A 22,663-nucleotide genomic window follows, 5' to 3' on the forward strand; every position below is an offset into this window, starting at 1 on the left:
TACGCATGGCTCCGCGCGCCGCCCTCGCATCGTCAAACCCTGACCCAGACCTACGCAAGAGCCTTGACTCAAAATGCCCCATATGAGGGTGGGCAAAGCGGAGCGTGCCCACGGCTTCTCTCGCAATCACGGACAGATGGTGGGCACGGCGCTTCGCGCCTTTGCCCACCCTACGAGATAAGCGCCTGCTGCCCTACTGCCCCACCAAGCGATCTGCAAAATACCCGATGGTCTTGCGATAAATCACCGCCCTGTTCCACTCGCGCATGGCATCGAAATTGGCCGAGCCTTCGTCATAGGGCTGGCCCATCTTGAAGCCGTTCGAGTGCAGCAGGTTTGCGGTCGAGGCGAGCACGTCGGCGACGCTGTGGCGGAGGTCGACATGGCCGTCGCCGTCGAAATCGACGCCATATTTGATGTAGGACGACGGCAGGAACTGGGTTTGGCCGATCTCGCCGGCATAGGCGCCGATGAGGTCGCGCAGCGGCAGGTCGCCGCGCTGCACGATCTTAAGCGCGGCAAGCAGCTCGCCCTGGAACAGCTCAGTGCGGCGGCAATCATGCGCGAGGGTGGCAAGCGTACGGATCACCGGCAGCTTGCCGATGTCGCCCTTGCCGAAATCGCTCTCCAGGCCCCAGATCGCGACCAGTATCTGCCGGGGCACGCCGAACTGCTGCTCGATGCGCGAGAGCAGCGCGGCATGACGCTGCAGCAGCGCGCGACCGCCATTGATGCGGCCGGCGCCGACGCGGGTCGAGACGTACTGCTCAAAACTCTTGTTGAAAGTGTAGCGCTGGCGCCGGTCGAAGGCGAGCACGGCGCCATCCTGGGTGATGCCGCTGAACGCTGCGCTGGTCGTGCCCGCCGAGACGCCGGCGGCCTGCGCTTCCGCCGTCATGCTGGCGACAAAACTGTTGAAGTCGCCGCCGCAACGCGCGGCCTCGGCCGACCCGCCGGCCAGACAGAGGATGGAAGCGACGGCGAGAGCGTATCTCAACATGCGGGAAAATCCTTGGGAATGCGCGGAAGGCGGCGCGCGATCATGCCCGGGAACTGGATTCGCGTCAAAGCGGCAAAACCACGCCAGAACCGATCACGCACTACCAGCGACTAAACAGCAGCGCTCACCCCGTCCCTGTCAGATCGAGATGACCATGCCTCTTCCCCGCCGGATGTTTGCTGTCCTCGCGTTGCTCTCGCTTCACACAATGGCCGCCGCCGCGCAGACGCGCGACGTCGCGGGCAGCCGCGACTATCCCGGCATTGGACGCTTCACCGGCAGCGTCATCACCGGTTACGTCGTCAAGGATTTCGACGCGACACGGATGCAGGCCGCCGCCTTCAGGGACGGACAGCCCACCGATGCGCGGCGGCTCGAGGGCCGCATTGTCCGCATCGCCTACCGAACCAATCCCGGCCCCTCGATCCTGGAAGTGTCGCGCAACTTCGAGACGCAGCTTGCCAAAGCCGGCTACGAGACCCTGCTGGCCTGCGACACCGACGCCTGCGGCGCGATTCCCTTTACCGAGGCGATCGACACGCTGCCGGTCCCCCAGATGTGGGTCGACGGCTTCAACTACCGCTATTTTGCAGGCCGCAAGACCGAGGGCGGTCGCGAGACCTATGCCAGCGTCATCGTCAGCCAGAACAACCAGGACATCACTGCGCAGGTCACCGTCGCGGAATTGGGCGCGATCGCCAACAAGATGGTCGACGCCACCGCGATGGCGAAAGGACTTGGCGAGACCGGTCACATCGCGCTCTACGGCATCTATTTCGACACCGACAAGGCAGCGCTCAAGCCGGAGAGCCGCCCGACGCTGGAGCAGATCGCAAAGCTGCTGACGAGCCAACCGCAGCTCAACGTCTTCATCGTCGGCCACACTGACAGCCAGGGCGCCTATGACTACAATCTCGATCTCTCGAAGCGGCGCGCGGAGGCGGTTGCAGCCGAGCTGGTGAAGAGTTTCCGGATTGCGCAAGTACGGCTGCGCGCCGCCGGCGTCGGACTGCTGGCGCCGGTCGGCTCGAATGCGACAGACGCAGGCCGTGCGCTGAACCGGCGCGTCGAGCTGGTGGCGCCGTGAGGTTTGATCCGTTGTTCCGACGCGCGACGAATGTGATGTGTGCAACGCACGAACGACATTGATCTGCGTGCGCTGGAGGGGATCTCGCGTGCATACAACGGAGCAGAAATGCCAGGTCATCATCTTCGCGCGCACGCGCTCGCGCTGCATTGCGAGAGCGTTGCGGGATGAACAAAGTATTTCGACTATCCAAGCATCTGCTTCGCGATATTGCGGGAACCCGCGATGACGTTCGCCGCATATCTGATGCGCCCGCTGCGACATCAACCCTACGACAATTCATCTTGCCATCGCAGAGCGCAAGTTATAGCCTTCTATCTCAGGTTGTTGCCCTGCCAGCCCCGGGCGACGCTGAAGACCAAAAATAAACGGCGGGCTTTATCGGCCCGCCGTTTATTGAGGTGATGGGCCGCGGCAGGGGCCAGGCCGCCCCTCCTCCGCAGAAATTGCAATCAAAACAGTCGCTCTGCCGGTGAGGCGACCGCTCCGGCTGGGCGCCGATGTCAACAAACCACCGAAGTCATTTGACTGCGGGCCCCTGATCGACGACAAGCCGCCATGGCCAAAAAACCCGGAACCAATCCCAAGGGCGAGTTCGCCTTCTTTAATGTCTTTTATGAAGACGATTCCCAGCGCTCCAACCGTCGCGTGCCCTCGGAATTGCTCGGCGGCCTCGACGGCGACGAACCCGCGCGCAGCTTCATCATGGAGCAGGACCGCGAGATCGCCGAAAAGTCCGGCCGCCCGGCGCTCGAGATCAAGCGGCTCGAGCGGGTCGGCACGAAGAAGAAGTAGGCTGCGCGAAATTCTCGTCTCGTCAGCGTAAACAAAAGCGGCGGGCCTCGGCCCGCCGCTTTCGTTTCGATGGACGCTTGGATCAATTATCCAGGAACGACCGCAGCTTCCTCGACCGCGACGGATGCTTCAGCTTGCGCAGCGCCTTGGCTTCGATCTGACGAATACGCTCTCTCGTCACCGAGAACTGTTGCCCCACTTCTTCCAGCGTGTGGTCGGTGTTCATGCCGATGCCGAAGCGCATGCGCAGCACGCGCTCTTCGCGCGGGGTGAGCGAGGCGAGGACGCGCGTGGTGGTCTCGCGCAGGTTCGACTGGATCGCGGCATCGATCGGCAGGATCGCGTTCTTGTCCTCTATGAAATCGCCGAGATGTGAATCCTCTTCGTCACCGACCGGCGTTTCGAGCGAGAGCGGCTCTTTCGCGATCTTGAGGACCTTGCGGACCTTCTCCAAGGGCATGCCGAGCTTCTCGGCGAGCTCTTCCGGGGTCGGCTCGCGGCCGATCTCGTTGAGCATCTGGCGCGAGGTGCGCACGATCTTGTTGATCGTCTCGATCATGTGCACGGGGATGCGGATGGTGCGGGCCTGGTCCGCAATGCTGCGGGTGATCGCCTGACGGATCCACCACGTGGCGTAGGTCGAGAACTTGTAGCCGCGGCGATACTCGAACTTATCGACAGCCTTCATCAGGCCGATGTTGCCTTCCTGGATCAGGTCGAGGAACTGCAGCCCGCGGTTGGTATACTTCTTCGCAATCGAAATCACGAGACGGAGGTTGGCTTCCACCATCTCCTTCTTGGCCTGGCGGGCTTCGCGCTCGCCCTTCTGCACGGAGTGCACGATCTTGCGGAACTCGACGATCTCGAGGCCGGTCAGCGCAGCAAGCTGATGCACCTCGTGACGGAGGTCCTTGATGCGGTCCTTCTCGTGGTGGACGAAATTCTTCCAGCCCTTGGCGGAAAGCTTCGAGACACGGTTGAGCCAGCGCGGATCGAGCTCCGAACCGGTGTAGTTGCGCAGAAAATCCTCGCGCGCGACGCCGTGGCTGTCGGCGAGACGCATCAGGCGGCCCTCATGCGAGACGAGGCGCTTGTTGATGTCGTAGAGTTGCTCGACGAGTGAATCGATACGGGCCTGGTTCAGGCGCAGCGACTTCACCTCGACGATGATCTCGTCTTTCAGCTTCTTGTACTTGCGCTCCTGGTGCGGCGAGAGCGACTCGTTCTGGAGCTGGTTCTGGATGTCCTGTTCCTGAAGCTTGCGCAGCTTCTTGTAGCTGTCGGCGATCTTGTCGAAGATCTCGACGACCTTCGGCTTGAGCTCGGCCTCGATGGCCGCAAGCGACATCTGGTTCTCGAACTCGTCGTCCTCGTCCATGTCGGCTTCGGCCGCAGCCTCGCCCGGATCCTTGTTGGCCTCGGCGCCATTGCCGGGGGCGGGCTGCGCGGCGCGGAACGGGGTCGGCGACGGAGGAGCTGCGGGCGGGGCGACATGCGCGGGCGCACCAGCGGCGGCAGGCTGACTGCCTTCGGCCGGCGCTTCGCCGTTCGGACCTGCGATCATGGCATTGTTCATGCCGGCCTTGGCGTCGGGACCGGCATAGGTCGCTTCGAGATCGATGATGTCGCGAAGGAATATCTTTCCTTCGTTCAATTCGTCGCGCCAGATGATGATGGCCTGGAAGGTCAGCGGGCTTTCGCAGAGGCCCGCGATCATCGCCTCGCGGCCGGCCTCGATGCGCTTGGCAATCGCGATTTCGCCTTCGCGGGAGAGCAGTTCGACCGTGCCCATCTCGCGCAGATACATGCGCACGGGATCGTCGGTGCGTTCGCCCGGCTCGCTCTTCTTGACCTCGGTGACGGCCTTCTGGGTGACCTCGACGAGCTCGTTGTCGGTCTCGTCCTCGCCGCCCTCGTCCTTGTCTTCCTCGCCTTCAGAGTCGTCGGCTTCGGTGACGTTGATGCCCATGTCCGAGAGCATGGACATGATGTCCTCGATCTGCTCGGGCGAGGTCTGGTCGGACGGCAAAACTTCATTGAGCTGATCGAAGGTCACGAAGCCGCGCTTCTTGGCCTGCTTGATCATCTTCTTCACTGCCGCGTCGGACAGATCGAGCAAGGGAGACGGCGCGTCCTGGGAGTCCTTCTCCGGCGCGTCCGCTGCCTTGTCGTCTTTTTCCTTGTCCTTCGCCTGCAGCGTCTTTGCCTTGGTGGCCATCCATTGCTCCTAAACGCGCTTCATGCGGAAGGCACATCGGCCCGCCCGCGCGAATTCACTTGAACCTGTTGCTCGACGCTCTCGCTTCGTCAGATCTCGACATGGAAAGGGCGGCGCGAACATCTGATCGCCACCCCGACCTTTCTCTCGCCGGATTTGCCTAACGCTTCGTGAGCCTCTTTGTCGCAGCGGACGCAGGTGAAGTGCCAACAGCTATTGCGCGGATTCATTCCTGACGCGTCTGTTCTGCCTGCGGCCGCCTGGGGGCCAAAGTGCTACAAGACCGTTAAGCCTCGATTAACCCTGTTTTTGCCGCCAAACCTTGGATTTGGCGAGTCTTTTAGCGGTTCCGGTCCCGGCCGTCCGCATGATTCTTTCATCACACGCTCTTCTGGAACCGGCCCGATAGCTCGCCAAAACCCTCGATCAGGGCCTCGGTGCCGTCGACTTCGCCAATCCGAGCCTTGACGTCACGCAGCCACGCCAAATTGGCCTCGCTGGGGTCTTCCCCCAAGGCCAGCTCGGCGTCCTTCAACTCTCTAAGTAGTGAATGGTACTGCCGATGCAAGGCAACGAGCTGATGCCAAGTCGCAAGAACGTCGTCCCGCGCCGCGCCCTCGCGAGCGCCCCACACGGCCGCCGTGGTGATACCGCCTTCAACTCTTTGAAGAAGCTGAGAGAATCCACCCTTTTCGATATCGGCCCGCATCTTCTCGGCCTGCTCGCCGGGGTCTGGCGAATGGTGATGATCGTTGGCGAAAGCAGCGATAATGCCGGCCCTGAGCTTGTGGGCCTCGGGATGGGCCAGCTCCAAGGCGGCGACCTCCTCAAGATGGTCGTGCAGTAGCCAGGGGTGGTTGATCAGGATTTGCAGAATCAGGGCTTCGCGCCGGGAGATGGCGCTTCTCTGTCCGCGCATGATTGGACTGGCCGCGAGCTGGGGGCTTGCCGCCTGGTAGGGGCCGGACGGAAGCACGGTCGGACCGGGGGCGCCGCGGCGGCCCTGGCTGGCGAACCCCTGGCCACCGAATCGATTCGGCTGGCCCGCACCGCGGGGCTGGAACGGGCGACCGCCCGCACCGGGGCGGAAATTGCCACGGCCGACAAAGCCGCCGCGTCCGCCTTCCGGTGCAAAGGTGCGCTGAAGCCGCTCCGCGAGATCCTGGCGATAGTAGCGCCGAACGACCTCATCGCGGATGCCGTTGGACAATTCCTTGATGCGTGCTTCCAGCGCCGCGCGGCGCTCGGGCGTTGCAAAGTTGCCGCCTTCGAGCTCGCGCGACCAGATCATGTCGGCGAGCGGGCGTGCTGCTGCGATCACCTCTTCGATCGCGCCGCGGCCGCCGGAGCGCGCGAGATCGTCGGGGTCCTGCCCTTCCGGCAGCAGCGCAAAGCGCAGGCTTTTGCCCGGCGCGAGAAAAGGCAGCGCGAGGTCGGCGGCACGATAGGCGGCCTTCTGTCCAGCGCGGTCGCCGTCGAAGCAGAGGATCGGCTCGTCCGCCATCTTCCAGAGCAGCGCGAGCTGGTTTTCGGTCAGCGCAGTGCCGAGCGGCGCGACGGCGCCGGGAAAGCCTGATGTGACCATGGCGATGACGTCGACATAGCCTTCGACCACGATCAGCGCGCTGCCGTCATGGGTGGCTTTGCGCGCGGTCTGGTGATTGTAGAGATTGTCGCCCTTGTGGAAGAGCGGCGTCTCCGGCGAGTTCAGATACTTTGCCGGAACGTCCTTCTCCAGCGCGCGCCCGCCGAAGGCGATGACGCGGCCGCGCATATCCGTGATCGGAAACATGACGCGATCGCGGAAGCGATCGTACGGCACGGGGATGTCGTCGCCGGCAACGAGGAGACCTGTCTCGATCATGTCGTCGACGGAGACGCCGAGCTTGCCCAGATGCTCCTTCAGCGCGAAACGCTCGGGCGGCGGCGGCGCATAGCCGAGACGGAACTGCAATTGTGTCGCGGGCGAAATCGCGCGGTCGGCAAGATAGCCGCGCGCTTTTGCACCGACGCGCGAGGCCAGCGTTTCCGCAAAAAACTTCGCGGCGAGCTCCATGACGTCATGCAGGGTGCGACGGCGCTGCTCCTGCCGCGCGGAATCCGGCGTCACCGCCGGCAGCGGCAGGCCGGCCATGCTGGCGAGGCGCTCGACGGCCTCGGCAAAAGGCAGGCCGTCGGTCTCCATCACGAAGGTGATGATGTCGCCGTGCTTGCCGGAAGAGAAGTCGTGGTAAAAACCCTTCTGATCGTTGACGTAGAAGGATGGTGTCTTCTCCTGCTGGAACGGCGACAGCCCCTTCCACTCCCGCCCCGCCTTCTTCAGCTTGACGCGCTTGCCCACGACTTCGGAGACCGACAGCCGGGCACGCAGCTCGTCGAGGAATTGGGGCGTGAAGCGCATGGCCATTGTCTAGCGCGAACCAGGGTGAGTCGGGCGAAGGATCAGGGATATAGGTGCGGCCGACCGAAAAGTCAGGTTTGTCAGGATTATACGCGCTGTTCACAGCCCTTTCCGTCATTCCGGGGCGCGCGGAGCGCGAACCCGGAATCCATTTCTCCCGGCGTTCCCGTGGCCTGATGGATTCCGGGCTCGCGCCAAGAGGCGCGCCCCGGAATGACGGGAAAAGCTTGAACCCCGCCCGGTTCCACGCTTCCATAGGCCATGTTCAGGACCTTTCGGGGTGGCCATAGCGGGGGCTGGCGCGTGACCTCGCTGTCATCAGTGATGGGCGAGTCCCTGCCCTTCATGCCGGCGCTGTCGGTAACCGACGGCGACGCCGTCTCGTTGCCGCTGGTGCCCTCGCGCAATGCGTGGCGGCTGGTCGGGGCGCCAAGCAGCTTGCGCTACACCGAGCGCGCGGAGAAGCAGCAGCTCGAGAACGTGCAGGCCGGCCTCGGCAGGTTGGAGGCAACCAGCGCGGCGCTGATCCCGATCCGCAAGTCGGCCGCCTGGTGGGAGCTGACGCAGGAAGAGCGACGCGAGATTTTTGAAGACAAGTCGCACCACATCGCGAGCAGTCTTCGTTTTCTGCCTGCCATCGCGCGCCAGCTCTATCACTGCCGCGACCTCGGCGAGCCCTTTGATTTCCTGACCTGGTTCGAGTTCGCGCCCGCGCATGCCTCGCTGTTCGAGGAGCTGGTCGGCATGCTCAGGCAAACCGAGGAATGGACCTATGTCGAGCGCGAGGTCGACGTCCGCGTGGTGAAGGAAGTGCTGTCGGCTTAGCGATCCAGGAAGCGCCCGGACTCGATGAAGGTGCGCTCCCTCGCCCCGTTCTTACGGGGAGAGGGTTGGGGTGAGGGGCCTCTCTCCGCACGCGAGGTCGTTGTGAGACCTGTACCCCCTCACCCGGTTTGCATCTTCGATGCAATCCGACCTCTCACCGCAAGCGGGGCGAGGTAAGGTAAGCACAGGTATCAATGATCCAGGAAGCGACCGGACTTGATGTGCGGCAGATCGGTGACGGGCCAGTTGTAGACATAGGTCCAGGCCGGCGCGGCCGTGCCATCCGGCAGCGTCACGTCGATCAGCTGCCGCAGATATTCGGTCGGCTCCAGAAAGCCCTCACCGCAGGCCTCATACATGTCGAGCTCGCGCAGGAGCTCGTCGCCTGCACGCAAGTGGAAGAGCTCACCGTGCACGACATCCGACGGCGCGTCGGACAGCAGCAGCCCCGGATAGTGCTTCACGAGAACGAGCCGACCGCGGCAGGTCCCCTCGCCCAGAAAATCCGCATGCTGCGCCAGCATCCGCGCCATCGGATGGTCGAAGCCGCGCATCAGGGTGCCGTAGACGAAGAGACGATCGGAGGTCATGGGGCTCTATAGACTCTCCACGCCGTCATTGCGAGGAGCTCTTGCGACGAAGCAATCCAGACTATTGAGCCTCCCCTAAATCGGTGGACACCTATAGCTTAGACAGCGAGAGGTGTCAGATGGCGAAACGGCAGGGACGGTCCTATTCGGACGAGTACAAGCGGCAGGCAGTTGATCTGGTTCTATCAAGCGGCCGCTCGGCGAAGTCGGTATCGAAGGAACTCGGGCTTGACGGCTCCGTACTGAGCCGATGGGTGGCGGAGCGGGACACGGTGGGAGCCGGCGGCAGCGCCGCAGCTCCCACATCGCAGGCGGTGCTGCCGTCGGCGGACCAGGCTGACGTGATTGCGCGGTTGCAGCGGGAAAATGAACAGCTGCGCATGGAGCGCGACATTTTAAAAAAGTCGATCGCGATCTTTGCTGGACCCCGGACATGAGATTCCGCTTCATCGAAGATCGCCGCGCGGACTATCCGGTCCGGATCATGTGCCGTGTGCTCGGCGTCTCGCCGGCGGGCTACTATGCCTGGCGGTCGCGCCCGGAAAGCCCCCGAGCCGCGGCCAATCGAGAGCTGCTGGAAGGCATCAAGCGGGTTCATCGCGACAGTCATGGCCGCTATGGCAGCCCGCGCATTCATGTCGAACTCAAGACACAGGGACACCATGCAAGCCGTGGCCGGATCGAGCGGCAGATGCGCTACCATGGCGTTCGAGCCATCTCGGCCGGGCCGCGACGATGCCGCACCACCGATAGATGGCTTCCCGATCGCGCCCAACTTGGTCGGCCGGAACTTCTCGGCTGCCATGCGCAATCAGGTCTGGCTCGCCGACATCACCTATATCTGGACCGGCCAGGGATGGTTGTACCTGGCGGCCATTATGGATCTGTACAGCCGCCGCATCGTGGGCTGGGCGATGGACGACCATCTGCGCGCCGAATTGCCGCTCGCCGCATTGCGAATGGCGATCAAGGGACAAAGGCCGGGCGCCGGCCTGATCCATCATTCCGATCGCGGCGTCCAATATGCTTCAACCGAGTATCGCCAATTGCTGCAAGCCACCGGCTTCCGACCTTCCATGAGCCGCAGAGCCGACTGCTACGACAACGCCCCGATGGAAAGCTTCTTCCACACGCTCAAGACTGAACTGATCCATCACCGCCAATATGCAACCCGCGATGAAGCAGAGCGCGACATCTTCGCCTACATCGAGGGCTTCTACAACCAACACCGCAGACACTCGGCCATCGGCTATATCAGCCCAGTCGAGATGGAGCTAAAATCGGCTTGAACCCTGTCCACTTTTTTAGGGGAAGATCAGTCCCTCCGCGGATGCATTTCTGGATTGCTTCGCTTCGCTCGCAATGACGAAGGAGACAGCTCTATTCACAAAGCCTCCGCTGTCAGCTCCACGCGGCTGCGTTCCTCGTCCGAAACCACCTTGATACTCACGTCCATGACGTCGAAGGCGTCCTGGGTACCGATATAGATGCCGTGCAGCGGGATTGCCTGGCGCGGGTCGCGGGCGACCGCGACGCGGATGAGGTCGCGGGTGCCGACGATGCCGTTGGTCGGATCGAACTCGATCCAGCCTGCGCTCGGCAGATAGACTTGAACCCATGCATGAGTCGCGCCGCCGCCGACATGGTGCTGCGCGATGTCTCCGGGCACGAAGATGTAGCCGGAGACGAAGCGCGCGGCGATGCCGAGACGGCGCAGCGCCTCGATCATGAACAGCGCATAGTCGCGGCAGGTGCCGGTGCCCCACTGCAAGGTATCGAACGGGGCTTGCGTGCCGGGCTCGTGACGCCTGCGGTATTTGAACTGCTTGCGGATGGCGTGCGTGATGCGGCTCAGAATCTCAAACGTCGGCGATAGCACATCGTCGTCGAGAAAGCCGCGCACCCATTCCGCGATCTTGCCCTCGGGATCGGGGTATTGCGGCGTGATGTACTGGACGAGATCGGGCAATTCCGCGTCGTCATAGACAAAGGGATAGAAGTAAGCTGGATCATCCGGCGTCAGCGCAAAGTCTTCCACCGGATTGTGTTCGACGGTGACGTGCCAGTCGAAGACCAGCCTATCCGCGCGCGCATCGAAATCGGCGATCGCGACCGAATTGCCGAAAACGTCGTGGATCCAGCGCAGTGACATCGGCTCAGGCGAGATCTTGAGCTTGCTGTCGAGCACGCGCAGATCATGACCGTCGCTTGGACGCAGCATGAATCTGTGCTCACCGAAGGCCACGGGACGATTGTAGCGATATTCGGTCTTGTGATGAACCGTCAGCAGCGGCATCGTCGGCAGATCATGGTGATTTTGGGCAGACCCATTGTTAACGATTCTTTGCCCAATCTCCGGGGCGACTGCTTTTTCCATAGGCAATCAATGGCTTTCAACACAGTCGAGGCGACGGATCAACTCCTTGGCGAGGGCGACATTCCGCCAGTGCATGAGGTGAATGCGGCTGGCACATCGCCCTTCCTGCTCACATCGGACCATTACGGCCGCATTTTGCCGCGTTCGCTCGGCGATCTCGGTGTCGCCGAGAGCGAATTGACGCGGCACATCGCCTGGGACATCGGCATCGCCGGCGTTGCCGACCGGATGGCGGAGATGCTGGATGCCCATCTCGTCGCGCAGCGATATTCGCGCCTCGTGATCGACTGCAATCGCTCACCCGGCGTGGCGAGCTCGATCCCTGTGATATCAGAGGCGACAACGATCCCGCGCAACGAGAGCATTTCGGAAGGCGACCGCGCGGCACGGCGGCGCGAGATCTTTGAGCCTTACCATCACCGCATCGACGCGGTGATCGACAGCCGGATACACACAAAGCGACCGACGGTCCTGGTGTCGCTGCATAGTTTCACGCCTGTTTATGCCGGCGTCGCGCGGCCGTGGCACATTGGCGCGCTCTACAATCGCGACATCGTGCTACCGAAGCTCCTGCTGAGACATCTGCGCGCGGAGGGCGATCTCGTCGTCGGCGACAACGAGCCCTATGCGGTGAGCGATCTCAGCGACTACACCATTCCCGTGCACGGCGAGGCCCGCGGCCTCGTCAACACCGGCATCGAAATCCGCCAGGATCTGATCGCAGATCAATCCGGCCAGCAGCAATGGGCGGAGCGGCTGGCGCGGATTTTTGCGGCGATCGAGGTCGAGCTGAAGCCGGAGCTGTTGGTCGACTAGCCACCACGTGTCGCCACGAACAGCGCGAGCACGGCAAAGATCGCGGCGATACCCCACAGCACATAGGCGATGCGGCCCTCGCCGCGGGCATCGAGCGTCGCCTCGGCGGGATTGTCGGGATTGACATGAACGTCGACGGAAGCACCATCCTGATAGCGCGACATCAGCTTCTCCAGCATTTTGTTGGAGGCCTGTGGCGTGCCGGCCGCGACCCGCGCGCATTCATTGGTGTAGCGAACGTTCTGGTAGCTGCAGGTGTAGGTCACGCGCTTGCCGAACATCTCGACGCCGCGCGCCTCGCCGGGCTCACTCGCCTCGTGATATTCCTCCATCTCCGACAGCTTGATGGTGCCCGGCATCACCGGCCAGCGCGCCGCCATCGAGGCCTGCCGCCGCACCGCCCAGCCCATCAGCGCAATGACGAGGCCGAACGCGCCGAAGCCCACGACCATGCCCGCCAGATCGGGCCGGCCGACGTGATGCGCGAGCCAGTTGTAACTCTGGTTGAGCCCGAACGCTGAGCCGAAGATGATGGCGACGACGATCGCCGAGCCGATGCCGAGGCAACCCCACAGGCCCTTGGGCAGGTCGCGCTCCAGCACGGCCTGATCGGGATGGCGCGGGTTGTAGTAGACCGTGACGATGCTGCCGGCAGGATATTTCGCGAGCTTCTCGGCGACCTGGAAATTGCCGAGGTCCTCGCCGATCGAGATGCGGTTACAGCTCAGTTTCCGGCCGCTCACCGAATATTCGTAAGCGACATTGGCGAAGTTGCGGCTTTCCATCCGGTAGCCGTCCTCGCGCTCGTCGTCGGACACCCTGACCTCGCGCAGTTCGGCGACTGACGTGACGACCTTGCCTGATACCTGCGGCCAGCTCCGCGCCTCACGCGTCTGCCAAGTCTTCACGATGGCGGCAATCAGGATCAGCGCGAGCGGCGCAAGCAGCATCGCGTAAACCAGCGGAGGCAAATTGGGCACGGCAAAACCCTTCGTCAGCGGCAATGCTTCCTTGGACGCACCGCAGCGGACGAAGGTTCAACCGGCCAGCTCGCTTCCTTAAGTCGTGCTCATTTGGCCCGGATCAGCGCCAGCCAGACGCCGCCGCCGATCATGAAGCCGCCGGACACGCGCGATATCATGCGGGTGCGGCGCGCCGAGAAAAAGCCGCGGACCTGACCGGCAAGCAGCGCGTAGATTCCGTCGGTCAGGCCGGCAAGCACCATGAAGGTGATTCCGAGCAGCAGGACCTGCGGCAGGTGATCCTTGCTCATGTCCATGAACTGCGGAATGAACGCGCCGAAGAACACCAGCAGCTTCGGGTTCGACAACGCGACCACAAAGCCCTGCAAGAGAAAGCCGCCGCGCGGGGGAGGCGGTGGCGCGTCGGCGTCGACGCCCTCAACCGGGGAGCGGATCAGCTTGATGCCGAGCCAGACCAGATAGGCCGCGCCGGCAAAGCGCACCCAGTTGAACCAGTAGCCCATCGTCGCCATCAGCGTGGTGAGGCCGACCGCAAGGACACCAATCACGATCAGCAGCCCCATCTGCACGCCGAGAATGTTGGTCAGCGCCGCGCGGGTGCCGTGGCGCAGGCCGTTGGCGATGACGAGGGTGACGATCGGGCCCGGCAACAGCGCGAGCGCAATGCAGGCAGCGACGAAGGCGAGATAGGCTTGCATGGACATCATGGGGAGGACTCGGCTTGGGGCATTTGTGGGTATTAATGCATGGCACTTACTTGCCGTCCAGCGCCGCGGCCACCCACGCTTTCATCTCCTGCGTCTCCAGGAACGCGAGCGCAGCATGCTGCATCGCGTTGGCATCGCCCCGCCCCTGCGCCGCGGCGACGAAGAGATCGCAGCGCCGCGAGACGGCAACGCCGACCGCGGCGTGGCTCGCACCGGCATAAATCGCAAGATCATAGCGCCGCGCACGACCGCGCATCTCGCCGACATGTACCACCTCGCCCGGCGCGCTCGCCGCAAAGCGCGGGGTGATCAGATCGATATCGGCGACGCGATCGACCTCGTCATCATCGGCAACGCCGCTGTCGCAATTGCAGAAGCCGCGCTTGGCGCGGACATAGAGCTCGGCGCCGTCGCAGGTGCCGCCCTCGCAGCGAAAGGCGCGGCCCGCCGGCCAGCCGTCGCGCGGGAACGGCCAGGCAAGCTCGCGCCAATGCACTGAAGTCGGCGTGGCCTGCGGCGCAAGCTGATACGCGCCGACGCCGGAGGCGCCAAGCACGATCGCCGCCACCGCTATTGTCACCGCCCGCCGCATCGTCAGTTCTTCGGCAGGCCGGCGGCGGCGCGTGCCGGACCGGTCAGCTCGAGAATATGCAGGCCAGTGTTGGCGCGGTCGACGATATAGATGTAGCCGCGGTCGTCGGTTTCGACATTGTTGGTCTGGATCGCGACCCTGCAACGCTCGCCGCCCTCGACGGGAATGCAGCGCTTGTCGGTGGCCTGCGTGATCGCCGGTATGAAATAGCCGACTTCCTTGGGATGATAGGGATCGCGAATGTCGAGCGCGCGCACGCCCGCATTGAAGAAGGCGATGAAGGCCATCTTCTTGTAGTAGATCGGCGCCATGCTCTCGTTCGAGGAATGCGAACCGAAGCGGCCGCCGCGCTGGCAGAACTGCCCGCTCGCCTCCGGGACGGTGTAGCTCGAGATCATCATCGGCCGCGTCTCGGTGGTGACGTCGGCGAACCACACCATCTGCCGCGCCTCGCCGCATTCGTTCAAAATCGCTTCGTCGACGATCATGACGATGTCGCGGGTCTTGCCGTCCTTGTCCTCGGCGAATTCCGCAACCGGCATGTCGAGCATCGGGAAGGTGGTGTGCGCGCCGTTGAACGCCGACATCGGCATCCGCGAGATTTCGGGATAGCGCAGATTGTCCGGCGTCGGCTCCTTCGGTCCGTTCAGGAGCTTGTCGCGATCGACGATCTGCAAAATGCCGCCCTTGTTGGTGCCGTAACCGAAATAGACCCGGTTGCCGTTGGGCCCGGTTGAGATCGGCCCATGCAGCTCGGTCGGTACCGCTCCGGTCGATCCAGGCTCTTGGCCGGGCAGACCGAAGTCGCGGATTTTCTGCGGGTGCGCGGGATCGCTGAGATCATAGACCTGCGTCATGCGGCGCGTGCGCCAGTCCGGCGCGCCAGACACGAGATAAGCAATGCCGGTGTCGCATTCCCACCAGCTCTTGTGCGTGTCCTTCAACCCACCGATGCGGGTGATCAGCGCGGGATTGGCGGGATCGGCGACGTTCCAGATTTCATGCGCCTCGCTGCCGAAGGTGCGCAGCATGTAGACCGCGTTGGGATCGCCCTTCGGCAAGGTCTTGCCGTCGCAGACCCGCACCATCTGCGCGCCACCCGATTCATACTTGCCTTCCTGACCAGGCAAATGCCTGAGATATTTGGGATGCGTGGGATCGGTGACATCGACGATCGAGGTGCCGTTCGGCTCCGCCTTGCCCGTCATCGGATTGATAGGAGCCGGCACGTCATCAGTGCCGCCGTGATGGCCGATATAGGCGATCCAGCGGTCGCCCTGGTGATGGATGGTCGGCTGATAGGCGCTACGCGCCTGAAGATCGTTGGTGCCCACCAGCTTCATGTTGGACGCCTCGGGCGGCGCGCCTATGGTCTGCTTCTGGGCGTGGACAACAGTGCTGCCAGCGAAAAGGACGAGGGCGGCAGCAGTCAGGACGCAACGAAACATCAAAGTCCTCCCGGAACCAATCTGCGTTGGCTGAGCTTCAAAGCTAACACAGCCGCTCGCACGCGCCAAAGACATCATCTTGACATGCAACCATTTGGTTGCCTATTATCGCCGCCATGGATGAGGTCTTCAAAGCGCTCGCCGATGCGTCGCGACGGTCGCTGTTGGACAGGCTCCACGCCATGAACGGCCAGACATTGAACGAGCTTTGCGAAGGCCTGGAGATGACGCGCCAGGCGGTGACAAAACACCTGGTCATTCTGGAAGAGGCCAATCTGGTCACGACCATCAAGCATGGTCGCGAGAAGCTGCACTATCTCAATCCGGTGCCGATCCACCAGATCGGCGAGCGCTGGATCAGGAAATTCGAGCACGGCAAGCTCGCCGCACTCAGCGAGTTGAAACGCCAGTTGGAGAAGCGCGATGAGTAAGCCGCAATTCGTCTATGTCACCTACATCGAGACCGCACCGGAAAAGCTGTGGGAAGCGCTGACGTCGAGCGAGTTCACCAGGCAATATTGGTTCGGCGCAGAAGTCCGCTCCGACTGGAAGATCGGCTCGCCCTTCGCGCTCACGCTCGACGGCGAGGTCACCGATTCCGGCGAGATTTTGGAAACCGATCCGCCGCGGCGCCTGTCCTACAGCTTCAAGCATTTGAAATACGCGGAGCTGCGCGGCGAGCCGATCTCGCGCGTCGTCTTCACCATCGAACCCTTCGGCTCGCTCGTGCGTTTAACCGTGTTGCATGACGGCTTTGTCGAGGGCGGCAAATATCTCGGCGCCGTCTCCAATGGCTGGCCGGCGATCCTGTCCGGGCTGAAGAGCCTGCTGGAGCGAGGCCAGGTGCTCGCCATCCCGCGCACGGCGCTCAACAAGGGATTCGATGCAAAATGAATCTCGACAAGTTCAAGCCGCTGACGGTCTACACAATCTACATCACCTCCACGCCTGAGAAGGTGTGGGAGGCGCTGACCTCGGCCAAGTTCAGCCGAGAATATTTTTCCGGCTTTGAGGTCGAGATGCAGCCGAAGCTCGGCGGCAGCTTCATCGTGCGCGCACCCGACGGTTCCGAGCACATCTCCGGCGAAGTGTTCGAATACGATCCGCCGAGGAAGCTGACGGTGACATGGAATGTCAATGGCCCGACCTCGTCGCAAAGCTCGGCACCACGCTCGTCACCTACGAGATCGAGCAAGCCGGCGAAGCCGTCCGCCTCACGATGAGCGAACGCCACGACCGCGAGCTCAGCGACGACATCCTCTCCGGCGGCCGCACCGGCTGGCCCGCGATCCTGTCGGGATTGAAGAGCCTGTTGGAAACGGGCAAGGCGCCACAGATCAAGATGTCACCGCCGGTGAAGATGCTGGAAGCATTGAAGGCGGTGGGGATCAAGACGCCGTAACCCAAGCAGCCATCGCGGCTCCTTTCCCGCGAAGCGGCGTGACGCCTCGGCGACGTCGTCGAAGGAGGTGCGCGTGGTGGCGCCGTTCTCGTCGACATAAACCAGCGCGAGGCGGCCGGTGCCGTCGGCGTGGCGATCGCAGCAGGCGTCCGCCATATTGAAGCGCGTCGGGATGTCCCAGCGGAAGTTGCGAGTGAGCTCGTCGTAGGTCTTGGCCTCGGTCAGCATGGCTCAGCGCACCGTCGCAAAGAACTTCCTGACGTCGCGCACGAACAGTTCAGGCTGCTCGAACGCGGCAAAATGCCCGCCCTTCTCCATCTCGCTCCAATGCGTGATGTTGTGGAAGTTCGGCTCCATCCAGCGCCGCACTGGCGTGATGATCTCCTTGGGAAACACGGCCACACCAGTCGGCACGGTCACTTTGGGCGTCGTGCGGCGCTTGCCAAAGCTCTCCCAATAGAGCCGGGCGGATGACGTCGCCGTCTCCGTCGTCCAGTAGAGCATGACGTTGTCGAGCAGCTCATCCTTGTCAAAAATGTTCTCGGGGTGCCCGTTGCAATCGGTCCAGGCCCAGAATTTTTCCAGGATCCAGGCCGCCTGCCCGCTCGGCGAATCCGTCAGGCCGTAGCCAAGCGTCTGCGGTCGCGTCGATTGCTGCTTGGAGTAGCCGGAGTCGAGATCGATGTAGTGCTTGAGCCCTGCAAGCGCCCGTTTCTCTTCCGCCGTCGGCTCGCCCTCGACCTTGGGCGCCGCGTTGAAGGCGAGCGTGATGTGGATGCCGGCGCAATGCTCCGCGTCCTGTCCACCGAGCGAGGTCGTCACTGCCGAGCCCCAGTCGCCGCCTTGCGCGCCGTAACGTGCGTAGCCCAACCGGTCCATCAGCTTCGCCCAGGTTGCGGCGATGCGGTCGACGCCCCAGCCGGTGGTCTTGGGTTTGGCCGAGAAGCCGAAGCCCGGCAGCGAAGAGCAGATCACATGGAAGGCGTCCGCGGGATTGCCACCATGCGCGACGGGATCGACCAGCGGCGCGATCACCTTCTGAAATTCGACGATCGAGCCGGGCCAGCCATGGGTGATGATCAGCGGCAGCGCGTTTGTTTCTTTCGAACGGACATGCAGGAAGTGGATGTCGAGCCCGTCAATCTCGGTTGTAAACTGCGCGAAGCGGTTGAGTTTTGCTTCACGCGCGCGCCAGTCGTAGCCATCAGCCCAATAGGCGCAGATCTCTTGGATCCATTTCAACGGCGCGCCCTGGCTCCAGTCGTCGACCAGCTCCGCCTCCGGCCAGCGCGTGCGGGCGAGGCGCGATTTGAGGTCGGCGAGGATGTCCTCGCTGATGGCGATGCGAAATGGTTTGATGGCGGTCATCGGTTGCCTCCCCATTTTCTTGTTGTCATTCCGGGGCGCGCCGCTTGGCGCGAGCCCGGAATCCATTTCGCAACAGAGCCGGTGGCACGATGGATTCCGGGCTCGACGCTTCGCGTCGCCCCGGAATGACCGGTCAGCCCGTCAGCGCGGCTTTCACCAAGCCAGACGCCTTGCCGAAATCCATTTGTCCGGCGTACTTCGCGCGCAACACCGCGATCACCTTGCCCATGTCCTTCATGCCGGCGGCGCCGGATTCAGTGATGGCGTCAGCGATCGCCTCCTTCACCTCGTCGTCGGACATCTGCTTCGGCAAGTAGGCCGAGATCACCGCGATCTCTTCCCGCTCTTGCGCGGCCAGTTCGGCGCGTCCGCCCTTGTCATAGAGCTCGACCGACTCTTGCCGCTGCTTGATCATCTTCTGAAAAACGCCGAGCAGATCGGCATCGGACAACGGCGGCTTGCCGTTGCCGCGCGCCTCGATGTCGGCGTTCTTGATGGTCGAGTTGACCATGCGCAGCGTGGAGAGCTTGCGCTCCTCCTTGGCCTTCATGGCCTCCTTGACCGCATTGTTGATGTCATCGCGCAGCATGGTCGTGATCCCTTCGAATATCCGACGCCTGATCTAGGCCGTTCGCGCCCCTGAGACAACCGGAGTTCCCAGCCATTCGGCCAGCGCCCGTGTGGTCGCCTCGGGCTGCTCCGGCTGCGGCAGATGCCCGCAATTCGTCAAAACGACGAGCTTTGCACCGGCAATACCCTCCGCCATCTCCTTCGAGAAGGCGTTGGGGATCGTGTTGTCCTGGTCGCCCGTCAGCACCAGCGTTGGGCATCTGATTGTCGCCAATGTCGGCCGAGAATCCACCCGCGCGATGATCGCGATCTGCTGGCGCAGATAGCCTTCGACGCCGACGTCGTCGCCCTGCTCATGCACGAGCTGGCGAATGCCTGCATCATCGCGTCGCGAAGGATGCACCAACTCGGGAAACATCTCCTCGCGCGCCGCGCGCAGCTCGCCACGCTTCGCTCGCTCCATCAGGCCGCGGCGGCGCGTGGTTGCTTCAGGCGTATCTGGCCGGGCTTGGGTGTTGATCAGCGCAAGCTTGACCACCCGCTCGGGCGCCTGACGCATCATCTCGAGCGCGACGTAACCACCCATGGAATGGCCGGCGAGCGCGAAGCGCGGCGGGGCCTCGCTCAGCACGCGGGCGGCGATCGCTGCGATGCTGTCGTCGCGGATATGGTTGGCAACCATCACCGGGCCGAAGCGCCAGAGCGCCGGGATCACGGGCGCATAGATCCGGGCCGAGGAGGCGAGCCCCGGAACCAGCACAATCGGGGTCGTCCGGTCCATTATTGCCTCGCAAGCCCCTGGAATTGGCGGAAATTATTCTGCCAAGCTTAAGTGTCCGAGGGGACCTGTCAAATATGCAAAAACGCATGTGAATCCGTCGTTTCCCGCTTTGACGGACGCCCCTGCGGGGACTATGAAACGCACTCATGACACAACATGAAAACGATACCGCTTGGCCGGACCACAAGCCGACCGCGCTCCTCGTGCTCGCCGATGGCACGGTGCTCGAAGGTTTTGGTCTCGGCGCCGAAGGCCAAGCCGTCGGTGAAGTCTGCTTCAACACCGCGATGACCGGCTATGAAGAGATCCTCACCGATCCCTCTTATGCCGGCCAGCTCATCACCTTCACCTTCCCGCATATCGGCAACGTCGGCACCAACGACGAAGATATCGAAACGGTGAACATGGCCGCGACGCCCGGCGCGCGCGGCGTGATCCTGCGCACCGCGATCACCGATCCCTCGAATTACCGCGCCACCAAGCATCTCGACCAGTGGCTGAAGGCGCGCGGCATCATCGGCCTCTCCGGCATCGACACCCGTGCGCTGACCGCGCTGATCCGCTCGAAGGGCATGCCCAACGCAGTGATCGCACACGCCAGGGACGGCGAGTTCGATTTGCATGGCCTGAAGGAAGAAGCGCGCGAATGGCCCGGCCTCGAGGGCATGGACCTCGTGCCGATGGTCACCTCCGGCCAGCGCTTCACCTGGGACGAGACGCCCTGGCTGTGGGACAAGGGTTTTGGCCGGCAGGACAACGCCGAGTTCAAGGTCGTCGCCATTGACTACGGCATCAAGCGCAACATTCTGCGCCTGCTCGCCGGCGTCGGCTGCAAGGTGACGGTGGTGCCGGCAACGACGTCATCTGAAGACATTCTGGCGATGAAGCCGGACGGCGTCTTCCTGTCGAATGGTCCGGGCGATCCGGCCGCGACCGGCAAATACGCCGTGCCTGTGATCCAGGACGTGATCAAGTCGGGCACGCCCACGTTCGGGATTTGTCTGGGCCACCAGATGCTCGGCCTTGCCGTCGGCGCCAAGACCAGGAAGATGCATCAGGGCCATCACGGCGCCAATCATCCCGTGAAGGACGAGACCACCGGCAAGGTCGAGATCACCTCGATGAACCACGGTTTTGCCGTGGACGAGAACACGCTGCCGAAGGGCGCGACACAGACCCACATCTCGCTGTTCGACGGATCCAATTGCGGTATCCAGCTCGAGGGCAAGCCGGTGTTCTCGGTGCAGTACCACCCCGAGGCTTCGCCGGGGCCACGCGACTCGCACTATCTCTTCCAGCGCTTTGCCGACCTGATGCGGCAAAAGAAAAGCGCGTAAGCCGCGCTGTTTCGCAATCGTTGCGACAACGTCATGCCCGGGCCTGGTCCCGGGCATTCTTGTTGGAAGGAACAGCGTCTCACGCCTTTCGTTAAAGACCATTAGGCTTTCGCAGGAGCCCAGCCATGTCCGTCGTCCGTGACTATGCCGAACCGCTCGCCATCGTCTTCGAAGACGACGGGCTGGTGCCGAACAACATCCTCCCCTTCCTGATCTACCAGGGCGCGGTGAAGCTCGATCCGAAGCGCCCCGAGGAGACCATCGAAAACCTGTTCGAAACGAACAATTGGGGCGGCACGTGGCGTAACGGCGTCTATGATTACCTGCACTACCACGCGACCGTACATGAGGTGCTCGGCGTCGCGCGTGGTCACGCCCGCGTTCGCTTCGGCGGCGATCACGGTCAGGAGCTCGACATCAAGGCCGGCGATATCGCGATCCTGCCCGCCGGTACCGGACATGAGCGCATCAACGCGAGCGATGATTTCTGCGTGATCGGCGCCTATCCGCCGGCCTCGCGGATGGAGATCACGCGGGCCACGCCGGAGAATCGCGCCAAGGCGTTGAAGACGATTCCAAACGTCGCGCGGCCGCCGGCCGATCCGGTGACGGGCAAGCACGGGGCGCTGATGCGGTTGTGGCGGTAGCGACAGGCGACGCTGCCGCAGGGTGGGCAAAGGCGCGCTCTTGCGCGCCGTGCCCAGTCCGGTTGGTGGGCACACTTCGCTTTGCCCACCCTTGCTACGGCACCGCGCTCTTACGCCTCGTTGCCGCCTTCCTGGCGGGTGGCTTCAAACAGGAACCAGGTGCGGCGCTCGGTCTCGTCGATGAAGTTCTCGAGGATGCTGGCGCTGGCGACGTCGCCGGCATCGTCGCAGACTTCGTGCGCTTTTCGCATCGCCGCGGCGACATGCTTGTTGTCCTGCATCAGCTCACGCAGCATCTCGCGCGGTGGGACGTAATCCTCGTTGTTGTCCTTGATGGTCTGGAGCTTTGCGACCTGGCCGATCGACTTCAGCGTGGCGCCGCCGACCTTGCGGACGCGCTCGGCGAGCTGGTCAGTGGTGGCGAAGATCTGGTCGGACTGCTCGTCGAGCAGTAGATGATAATCTCGGAAGTGGCGGCCGCTGATGTGCCAATGGAAATTCTTGGTCTTGAGATAGAGCGCGAACGCGTCGGCCAGAAGCACGTTGAGCGCCTCCGAGACCTTTTTGGTCGCCTGGGGCGACAGATCGGTGGGCGTATCGAGCTCGGGCGAGACCTTGCTGGGGGCTTTGCTCACGGGAAACCTTCCTGTTAGGACGCGGACATTGACGGCGCGCCGTCGCACCCCTAACGCAGGTCAGGCAGCGCGGTTCCAACATAG

General features: G+C 63.1%; 21 protein-coding genes and 3 pseudogenes. 10 read left to right on the plus strand and 14 right to left on the minus strand.

Features of this window, described 5'->3' with window-relative positions; translation table 11 throughout:
* Positions 1-193: 193 nt before the first annotated feature.
* Positions 194-1,000 (minus strand): lytic murein transglycosylase, encoded by an 807-nt coding sequence (locus ABIA96_RS29690; protein WP_354140590.1) that lies wholly within the window; start codon positions 998-1,000, stop codon positions 194-196.
* Positions 1,001-1,148: 148 nt separating this feature from the next.
* On the opposite strand from ABIA96_RS29690, the gene ABIA96_RS29695 reads away from it, so the two are divergent.
* Both ABIA96_RS29695 and ABIA96_RS29700 read left to right on the plus strand, forming a co-directional pair.
* Positions 1,149-2,087: an OmpA family protein gene (locus ABIA96_RS29695; protein WP_354140591.1), complete on the plus strand. Its 939-nt coding sequence runs from the start codon at positions 1,149-1,151 to the stop codon at positions 2,085-2,087.
* 558 nt (positions 2,088-2,645) lie between these two features.
* Positions 2,646-2,882 (plus strand): hypothetical protein, encoded by a 237-nt coding sequence (locus ABIA96_RS29700; RefSeq protein WP_354140592.1) that lies wholly within the window; start codon positions 2,646-2,648, stop codon positions 2,880-2,882.
* Positions 2,883-2,964: 82 nt separating this feature from the next.
* Here ABIA96_RS29700 and rpoD read toward each other — a convergent pair whose 3' ends face one another.
* Both rpoD and dnaG read right to left on the minus strand, forming a co-directional pair.
* Positions 2,965-5,100 (minus strand): RNA polymerase sigma factor RpoD, encoded by a 2,136-nt coding sequence (rpoD, locus tag ABIA96_RS29705; RefSeq protein WP_354140593.1) that lies wholly within the window; start codon positions 5,098-5,100, stop codon positions 2,965-2,967.
* Positions 5,101-5,479: 379 nt separating this feature from the next.
* Complete coding sequence (gene dnaG, locus ABIA96_RS29710) at positions 5,480-7,501, minus strand: DNA primase (protein ID WP_354140594.1); 2,022 nt, start codon at positions 7,499-7,501, stop codon at positions 5,480-5,482.
* A 261-nt stretch (positions 7,502-7,762) separates the two neighbouring features.
* On the opposite strand from dnaG, the gene ABIA96_RS29715 reads away from it, so the two are divergent.
* Positions 7,763-8,326 carry a chlorite dismutase family protein gene (locus ABIA96_RS29715; RefSeq protein ID WP_354140595.1) on the plus strand — a complete coding sequence of 188 codons (564 nt, stop codon included), beginning with the start codon at positions 7,763-7,765 and terminating at the stop codon, positions 8,324-8,326.
* Positions 8,327-8,517: 191 nt separating this feature from the next.
* Here ABIA96_RS29715 and ABIA96_RS29720 read toward each other — a convergent pair whose 3' ends face one another.
* Positions 8,518-8,916: a gamma-glutamylcyclotransferase family protein gene (locus tag ABIA96_RS29720; protein WP_354140596.1), complete on the minus strand. Its 399-nt coding sequence runs from the start codon at positions 8,914-8,916 to the stop codon at positions 8,518-8,520.
* A 119-nt stretch (positions 8,917-9,035) separates the two neighbouring features.
* On the opposite strand from ABIA96_RS29720, the pseudogene ABIA96_RS29725 reads away from it, so the two are divergent.
* Positions 9,036-10,205, plus strand: a pseudogene (locus ABIA96_RS29725) (IS3 family transposase).
* Between the two features lie 95 nt (positions 10,206-10,300).
* Here the strand turns inward: ABIA96_RS29725 and ABIA96_RS29730 are convergent.
* Positions 10,301-11,212 carry a transglutaminase family protein gene (locus tag ABIA96_RS29730; RefSeq protein ID WP_354140597.1) on the minus strand — a complete coding sequence of 304 codons (912 nt, stop codon included), beginning with the start codon at positions 11,210-11,212 and terminating at the stop codon, positions 10,301-10,303.
* A gap of 90 nt (positions 11,213-11,302) precedes the next feature.
* On the opposite strand from ABIA96_RS29730, the gene ABIA96_RS29735 reads away from it, so the two are divergent.
* Positions 11,303-12,109 (plus strand): N-formylglutamate amidohydrolase, encoded by an 807-nt coding sequence (locus ABIA96_RS29735; protein WP_354140598.1) that lies wholly within the window; start codon positions 11,303-11,305, stop codon positions 12,107-12,109.
* On the opposite strand, the gene ABIA96_RS29740 is transcribed toward ABIA96_RS29735, so the two are convergent.
* From ABIA96_RS29740 to ABIA96_RS29755, 4 genes are all read right to left on the minus strand, one after another.
* On the minus strand, positions 12,106-13,089 hold the full coding sequence (locus ABIA96_RS29740; protein WP_354140599.1) for a DUF3592 domain-containing protein: 984 nt from the start codon (positions 13,087-13,089) through the stop codon (positions 12,106-12,108). The genes ABIA96_RS29735 and ABIA96_RS29740 overlap by 4 nt on opposite strands.
* 89 nt (positions 13,090-13,178) lie before the next feature.
* The gene (locus ABIA96_RS29745; protein ID WP_354140637.1) at positions 13,179-13,796 is read right to left on the minus strand and encodes a LysE family translocator; all 618 of its coding nucleotides are present in this window, start codon (positions 13,794-13,796) and stop codon (positions 13,179-13,181) included.
* Between the two features lie 49 nt (positions 13,797-13,845).
* The gene (locus ABIA96_RS29750; protein WP_354140600.1) at positions 13,846-14,391 is read right to left on the minus strand and encodes a hypothetical protein; all 546 of its coding nucleotides are present in this window, start codon (positions 14,389-14,391) and stop codon (positions 13,846-13,848) included.
* 2 nt (positions 14,392-14,393) lie between these two features.
* A complete protein-coding gene (locus tag ABIA96_RS29755; protein ID WP_354140601.1) occupies positions 14,394-15,839 on the minus strand; it encodes an LVIVD repeat-containing protein in 1,446 nt (481 codons plus the stop codon).
* Between the two features lie 116 nt (positions 15,840-15,955).
* Between ABIA96_RS29755 and ABIA96_RS29760 the strand changes: the two genes are divergently transcribed.
* From ABIA96_RS29760 to ABIA96_RS29770, 3 genes and pseudogenes are all read left to right on the plus strand, one after another.
* Positions 15,956-16,270, plus strand: a complete 315-nt coding sequence (locus tag ABIA96_RS29760; RefSeq protein ID WP_354140602.1) for an ArsR/SmtB family transcription factor — start codon at positions 15,956-15,958, stop codon at positions 16,268-16,270.
* Positions 16,263-16,733: an SRPBCC family protein gene (locus tag ABIA96_RS29765; RefSeq protein ID WP_354140603.1), complete on the plus strand. Its 471-nt coding sequence runs from the start codon at positions 16,263-16,265 to the stop codon at positions 16,731-16,733. Before ABIA96_RS29760 ends, ABIA96_RS29765 begins: the two co-directional genes overlap by 8 nt.
* Positions 16,730-17,241, plus strand: a pseudogene (locus tag ABIA96_RS29770) (SRPBCC family protein). Before ABIA96_RS29765 ends, ABIA96_RS29770 begins: the two are co-directional and overlap by 4 nt.
* 27 nt (positions 17,242-17,268) lie before the next feature.
* On the opposite strand, the pseudogene ABIA96_RS29775 reads toward ABIA96_RS29770, so the two are convergent.
* From ABIA96_RS29775 to ABIA96_RS29790, 4 genes and pseudogenes are all read right to left on the minus strand, one after another.
* Positions 17,269-17,469, minus strand: a pseudogene (locus ABIA96_RS29775) (AMP-dependent synthetase); the annotation flags it as partial.
* Between the two features lie 3 nt (positions 17,470-17,472).
* Positions 17,473-18,609: an epoxide hydrolase family protein gene (locus ABIA96_RS29780; RefSeq protein ID WP_354140604.1), complete on the minus strand. Its 1,137-nt coding sequence runs from the start codon at positions 18,607-18,609 to the stop codon at positions 17,473-17,475.
* Between the two features lie 133 nt (positions 18,610-18,742).
* A complete protein-coding gene (locus ABIA96_RS29785; RefSeq protein WP_354140605.1) occupies positions 18,743-19,198 on the minus strand; it encodes a GatB/YqeY domain-containing protein in 456 nt (151 codons plus the stop codon).
* Between the two features lie 33 nt (positions 19,199-19,231).
* Positions 19,232-19,960: an alpha/beta fold hydrolase gene (locus tag ABIA96_RS29790; protein WP_354140606.1), complete on the minus strand. Its 729-nt coding sequence runs from the start codon at positions 19,958-19,960 to the stop codon at positions 19,232-19,234.
* 146 nt (positions 19,961-20,106) lie between these two features.
* Between ABIA96_RS29790 and carA the strand changes: the two genes are divergently transcribed.
* Both carA and ABIA96_RS29800 read left to right on the plus strand, forming a co-directional pair.
* A complete protein-coding gene (carA, locus tag ABIA96_RS29795) occupies positions 20,107-21,297 on the plus strand; it encodes a glutamine-hydrolyzing carbamoyl-phosphate synthase small subunit (protein ID WP_354140607.1) in 1,191 nt (396 codons plus the stop codon).
* A 125-nt stretch (positions 21,298-21,422) separates the two neighbouring features.
* Positions 21,423-21,944, plus strand: coding sequence for a cupin domain-containing protein (locus tag ABIA96_RS29800; RefSeq protein WP_354140608.1), 522 nt, complete (start codon positions 21,423-21,425; stop codon positions 21,942-21,944).
* A 110-nt stretch (positions 21,945-22,054) separates the two neighbouring features.
* Here the strand turns inward: ABIA96_RS29800 and ABIA96_RS29805 are convergent, their stop codons facing one another.
* Positions 22,055-22,579 carry a Dps family protein gene (locus ABIA96_RS29805; protein ID WP_354140609.1) on the minus strand — a complete coding sequence of 175 codons (525 nt, stop codon included), beginning with the start codon at positions 22,577-22,579 and terminating at the stop codon, positions 22,055-22,057.
* Positions 22,580-22,663 lie beyond the last annotated feature (84 nt).

This window comes from Bradyrhizobium sp. LB11.1 (assembly GCF_040549385.1).
Lineage (GTDB): Bacteria > Pseudomonadota > Alphaproteobacteria > Rhizobiales > Xanthobacteraceae > Bradyrhizobium.